The following is a 5384-nucleotide window of genomic DNA, read 5'->3' as shown; positions in this document are numbered from 1 at the left end:
CGCACCGTGCACTCCCTCATCAAGACCATGGCCCGCTGCAAGAACATCCGGTTCGTGCTTATCAGCCCGGAAGAGCTGCGCGTGCCGGACTACATCGTAAAGGACGTGCTGGAGGCCAACGGCATCCCCTACCAGGAGACCCGCAGTCTGGAGGAATCCATGTCGGAGCTGGACATCCTGTACATGACCCGCGTGCAGAAGGAGCGCTTCTTCAACGAGGAGGACTACATCCGCCTGAAGAACAGCTACATCCTCACCAAGGAAAAGATGGACCTTGCAAAGCCGGATATGGCTGTGCTGCATCCCCTGCCCCGTGTCAACGAGATCGCACTGGACGTGGACGACGATCCCCGCGCCGCCTACTTTGAGCAAGTGCAGAACGGCGTGTATGTGCGTATGGCACTGATCATGACCCTGCTGGGCCTGCGCGACCCCAAGGCACCTAAGGAGGAGAACTGATATGCTGAACATCGATGAAATTCAGAACGGAATCGTGATCGACCACATCAAGGCAGGCACTGCCATTGGCCTGATGGACCTGCTGGGCATTGCGGGCAACCGCACCGCCAGCGTGGCGCTGATCCAGAATGCACGCAGCAGCAAGACCGCCAGCGGCCGCAAGGACATCATCAAGGTGGAGGGCGATGCTTCCTGGCTGAACCTGGATGTGCTGGCCTACCTTGACCCGGGCATCAGCGTGACCATCATTGAAAACGGCAAGGCCGTACGCAAGGAAAAGCCGATGCCCCCCAAGCGCCTTGTGAACATTGTAAAATGCCGCAACCCCCGCTGCATCTCCTCCATTGAGGAAGAGTGCGACCAGATCTTTGAGCTGAGCTCCAACGGCAAATACCGCTGCATCTACTGCGAGCAGGAGCTGCAGGTAAAGCCGGAATAACGACACAGAAAAAGAGCTGCTGTATCAGGCAATTTTGCCGTACAGCAGCTCTTTTTTTTAATAAAAAATCTGACGGAACTCTCACCGACGCAAATGCCCTGTGCGGCAGATGCTCCATTCCCACAAGCAGCACCTGCCGGACAGAAATGCGACGTACCGAGTGACTTTATCAGCAGCAAACCCCAAAGTTCGCCGTTGAAAGCCCCGCCAGATGAGCTGCGCAGCGCATGAGGACTGCACAGCGAAGAGCAAAGGGAAAACAGAGCAGCTTAACACGCACCGCTGCCCGGATCACTGCACAGGGGGCAAAGCTTCACCAGGTCTTCCTTTGGCCGCAAATCCGCCCTGCCCCGGCAGGAGGTCACCTTTACTGGCCTTAGTATAGCATTGTTGCGTGCCTGTTGCACAGAACATGTCATAAATTGTCGGTGCTCATGTCATGAACTGCGCACGGGATGGCGCAGGTAAACCGAAACCACCGGTCGCGGCAGCTCACGGTGTACTCGGCACCGTACTTGCGCAGCACGTCCTGCACATTGGCAAGGCCCATGCCGTGGCCGCTCTCCTTTTTGGTGGTGCCGGGCAGCTTGCCCTCCTCCAGCAGCAGGTCTTCCTGCACGCGGTTGCGCACCGAGATCAGGTATTCTTCCGGCGTTTTGCGGATGCGCACATACACCTCCGGCGGCAGGGCCTGCGCTGCGGCGCGGGTGGCGTTGTCCAGAAGGTTGGAGAGCACGATGACCATATCCATGCTGTCGAAGGGCATCCGCTTGAGATCGCACAGGTCAAAGTAAATGTTCACGCCAACTTTTGCCGCTTCTTCGTATTTTTTGCTCAGAATGGAATCCAGCAGCGGGTTGTGGGTATCCATGATGGTGGTGCCCGCCGCCACCGTTTTGCTCACGCTGGCAATGTAGGCCTGTGCGCCTTTCAGATCTCCCTGATCCAGCAGGGCGGTAAGGGCTGTCATGTGGTTGGTGAACTCGTGGGTCAGGCGGCGCTGTTCCGTGTAGGAATCCAGCAGGGCTTCGGCACGCTGCTGTTCCAGCTGAGCACGGTAGCGGGAGTTCTGCCGCTGCACCACCTGATCGTTGAACATCTGCACGATGGCGATATGCACCAGCACCGCCACGCTCATGCCAAAGGTGAGCAGCATGGTCATCCGGGTAGCGGGCTGCTGGGTCCCTGTGACCATCAGCACGATGTTCAGCACCACAGCCACCCCGGGGAAAAAGGACATCACCAGCGCCTGCAGCGGCTGCAGAGCACACTTCTGGTTCCAGCTGTACAGGGAATGCGCAACTGCTGCACCCACGATAAGGTTCGCGGCGCACAGCGCGATCAGGCAGCCGGGGTGCTGCCATGCTTCGCCGGTGCGCACTCCTGTGAACCAGGAGTAGGTATAGTTGACCGTGTTCTCCACCAGCAGGCACATGGTGCCGTTGATCAGGCAGGCGGTGAGCTTATCGGCAAAGTTTCCGCCAAACAGCTGCGCCGTAACAAAAAGGTACAGCACATTGAGCAGGACGCTCTGCACATTGAAAAATGACATTCCTGTTGCGAGTGACAGGCCCAGCTGCCCCATACACAGCAGCTCTGCCCACAGAACCGGCCAGCGCAGTTTTCCCCTGCCCAGATAGGCCCACTCCACCAGAATAAAGGCGTTCCCCTGGACAAGACACACCAGATGCCCCAGCATCATTTCCGCAAATGCATCACTCATCCACATACTGCCCCTTCCATTCCAGATATGCGTTCTGGATGGCCGCATAGCCTGCGCGGCTCACGCTCAGCTCCACCCCGTTTTTCAGCAGGGCGCGGTAGCTGCGGATGCTGCGCACATATTTCATGTTCACCACATCGCTGCGGCTCACCTGCAAAAAGCCGTTCTCGTAGAGCATGGGCGGCAGGTCGGCGATCTTGCCGTAGTAGGTGCAGATGGGCCGGCGGGCAATGTCGCCGTAGACGTTGATCTGGCGCAGGTCGCTTTCCAGATAATAGATCTGATCCAGCGGAATTTCCGTTTCGGTGCGGTTGTGGTGCACCGTCAGGGTCTTGCGCTGGTCGGTCAGGGCGGCAAGCAGGTCGTCCAGACACTTGGGCAGGGTGCGCGCAATGTCCCGCTTGAGCAGGTAGCGGTAGGCGTTCACCGTGTAGCCTTCCAGCGCAAATTCCAGATAGGCCGAAACATACACCAGCATCAGGCCGGGGCACTTCTGCTTGAGCTGACGGCCCAGCACCATGCCGTTTGCACCGGGCATGTCCACGTCCAGAAACGCCAGCTGATACAGCTCCAGCCCCGGCGTTGCAAGCACCTCGGCTGCGCTGGTGCAGACGGCGGTGTGCACCTGCACGCTGCGGGCGGTAAAGTAGACGGTGACATATTCTGCCATGCGCGCGCCGAACGCCGCATCGTCGTCACAGATCAGGATATGCATGGAAGGTTCCTTTCTGCCGCAAAAGGCCCCTCTTGCAGTAAGAGGGGCCGGGAACTCCTTCCGTCACGGCTTGCGCCGTGCCACCTCCCTCTGTGAGGGAGGCTTTGGCATGGCGGCAAACTTTCCCTCTTCGCCAGAGGCTCCCTCCATGAGACAGACTCCCCCGGTCGGGGGAGGTGGCACGAAGTGCCAGAAGGGGAACAGCTGTCGAGCGAATGCGAGACTGAAGGAGTGTTTTATTTACGCAAAAAATTTATCGTAGATACCAAAAGCAAAGATGAACAGCACGATCACCGGCAGCACGCAGGTCAGGTAGCCGCGCATCCAGTCGTGCATCTTGAGGCCCTTGCCGGTGTTGACTTCCTTTTTATAGTTGTCCCAGCCCCAGCCGTACCTGGTAACGCAGAACAGCAGGTACACCAAGCTGCCCAGCGGCAGGAACAGGTTGCTCACGAGGAAGTCCTCCAGATCCAGCACAGCGCCGCCGAACACGGCAAAGCCGTCCCATGCCCACACGTTGTAGCCCAGCACGCAGGGCAGCGAAAGCAGAGTGATGAGCACGAAGTTCACCAGACTGGACTTCTTGCGGCTGCAGCCGGTCAGCTCCATGCCGCAGCAGATGATGTTCTCGAACACGGCCAGCACGGTGGAAAGCGCTGCAAAGGCCATGAACAGGAAGAACAGGGAGCCCCACAACCGGCCCATGGCCATGTTGGCAAAGATGTTGGGCAGGGTAATGAAGATCAGGCTGGGGCCGCTGGTCTGGTCCACACCGTAGGTGAAGCAGGCCGGAAAGATGATGAGACCGGCGGTGATGGCCACGAAGGTATCCAGCACCACGATGCGGGCGGACTCGCCCAGCAGGGAGTGCTCCTTGCCGATGTAGCTGCCAAAGATGGACATTGCGCCAATGCCAAGGCTCAGGGTGAAGAAGGCCTGATTCATGGCGGACACCAGCGTGTTGACCACGCCCACCTCTTTCATGCGCCCAAAGTCGGGCACGAGGAAGAAGCTCAGGCCTTCCTTTGCGCCGGGCATGAACAGGCTGTTGACGGCCAGCACCACCATGATCACCAGCAGGGCGATCATCATGACCTTGGTCACGCGCTCAAGGCCGTTCTGCAGGCCCTTGGCGCATACAAAGATGCCCAGTGCCACCACGAACACCATCCAGAAGGTCATCACGCCGGGGTCTGCCAGCATTTCGGTAAACTTGCCAGCCACCTGATCGGCGTTCAGGCCTGCCAGCTTACCGGTGGCGGTCATGTAGAAATAGTGCAGCATCCAGCCTGCCACGGTGGTGTAGAACATCATGAGCAGATAGCAGCCAATGAGGGTGAGGTAGCCGTGGATGTGCCACTTCTGGCCCGGCTTTTCCAGTGCCTGATAGGCCCGCACCGGGCTTTTGCGGGAAGCGCGGCCCACTGCAAACTCCATGGTCATGATGGGCAGGCCCAGAATGATGAGGAAGATCAGGTAGAACAGCACGAACGCGCCGCCGCCGCCCTGACCGGCAATATAAGGGAACTTCCACACGTTGCCAATGCCGATGGCACAGCCCGCCGAAAGCAGAATGAAGCCCAGCCGGGACTTCAGTTTTTCTCTTTCCATGATTCCAAACTCCTTGTTTTCCGTTCTGCTCTGCCCTGCCCTTTGCGGGGCCGGGCGAAGCGTTGCTTTTGTATTATAGCACAAATTTGGTCGAAGAACAGGGGCGCTTCAGTGAGATGAACTTTTGTTGTCAAAAGTATTCTTTGTCTTTCCCGCGTGCACAGCCCGTCCTGCCGCAGGGCCGTACCGCAATTTTCGTTGCAGATGCGTCCGTTTTCGGTGTATTTGCGGCAGGCTGCAATTTTTCTCACCTGAAAGGTGAAGAGCTGACAGTTCTTCATCTTTCCACCCAGCAGCAAAAAGGGGAGAAGCATCTTTGGACACTTCTCCCCTTTACAGGTGTATTTACTTCCGCTTCTTCGGAGCAGTCCCCTTTCCCACCGGGCCGCGGGGGCGGCGCTCGGCAGCCTTGGACTGCACTGCGGCGCTGCGGGTCT

5 protein-coding genes and 1 pseudogene are annotated in these 5384 nt (G+C 58.4%); 2 read left to right on the top strand and 4 right to left on the bottom strand.

All coding sequences use genetic code 11. The features are described from left to right. Positions 1-459 (top strand): annotated as a pseudogene (locus QZL71_RS10055) (aspartate carbamoyltransferase); the annotation flags it as partial. 1 nt (position 460) lies between these two features. After that, complete coding sequence (locus QZL71_RS10050) at positions 461-898, top strand: aspartate carbamoyltransferase regulatory subunit (protein ID WP_005941235.1); 438 nt, start codon at positions 461-463, stop codon at positions 896-898. Between the two features lie 415 nt (positions 899-1313). Here the strand turns inward: QZL71_RS10050 and QZL71_RS10045 are convergent, their stop codons facing one another. The 4 genes from QZL71_RS10045 to QZL71_RS10030 form a co-directional block, all read right to left on the bottom strand. Next, positions 1314-2621: a sensor histidine kinase gene (locus tag QZL71_RS10045; RefSeq protein ID WP_294648626.1), complete on the bottom strand. Its 1308-nt coding sequence runs from the start codon at positions 2619-2621 to the stop codon at positions 1314-1316. Then, positions 2614-3336 (bottom strand): LytR/AlgR family response regulator transcription factor, encoded by a 723-nt coding sequence (locus tag QZL71_RS10040; protein WP_005941248.1) that lies wholly within the window; start codon positions 3334-3336, stop codon positions 2614-2616. The genes QZL71_RS10045 and QZL71_RS10040 overlap by 8 nt, the downstream gene beginning before the upstream one ends. 240 nt (positions 3337-3576) lie before the next feature. Next, positions 3577-4947 carry a sodium-dependent transporter gene (locus QZL71_RS10035; protein WP_294648625.1) on the bottom strand — a complete coding sequence of 457 codons (1371 nt, stop codon included), beginning with the start codon at positions 4945-4947 and terminating at the stop codon, positions 3577-3579. Beyond that, a complete protein-coding gene (locus QZL71_RS10030; protein ID WP_294648624.1) occupies positions 4929-5261 on the bottom strand; it encodes a hypothetical protein in 333 nt (110 codons plus the stop codon). Before QZL71_RS10030 ends, QZL71_RS10035 begins: the two co-directional genes overlap by 19 nt. Between the last annotated feature and the right edge of the window lie 123 nt (positions 5262-5384).

This window comes from uncultured Faecalibacterium sp., assembly GCF_900066275.1.
In the GTDB taxonomy this organism is placed as follows: Bacteria; Bacillota; Clostridia; order Oscillospirales; family Ruminococcaceae; genus Faecalibacterium; species Faecalibacterium taiwanense.
The sequence above is the reverse complement of the archived record's forward strand: the minus strand, read 5'-3'. Positions and strand labels throughout refer to the sequence as shown.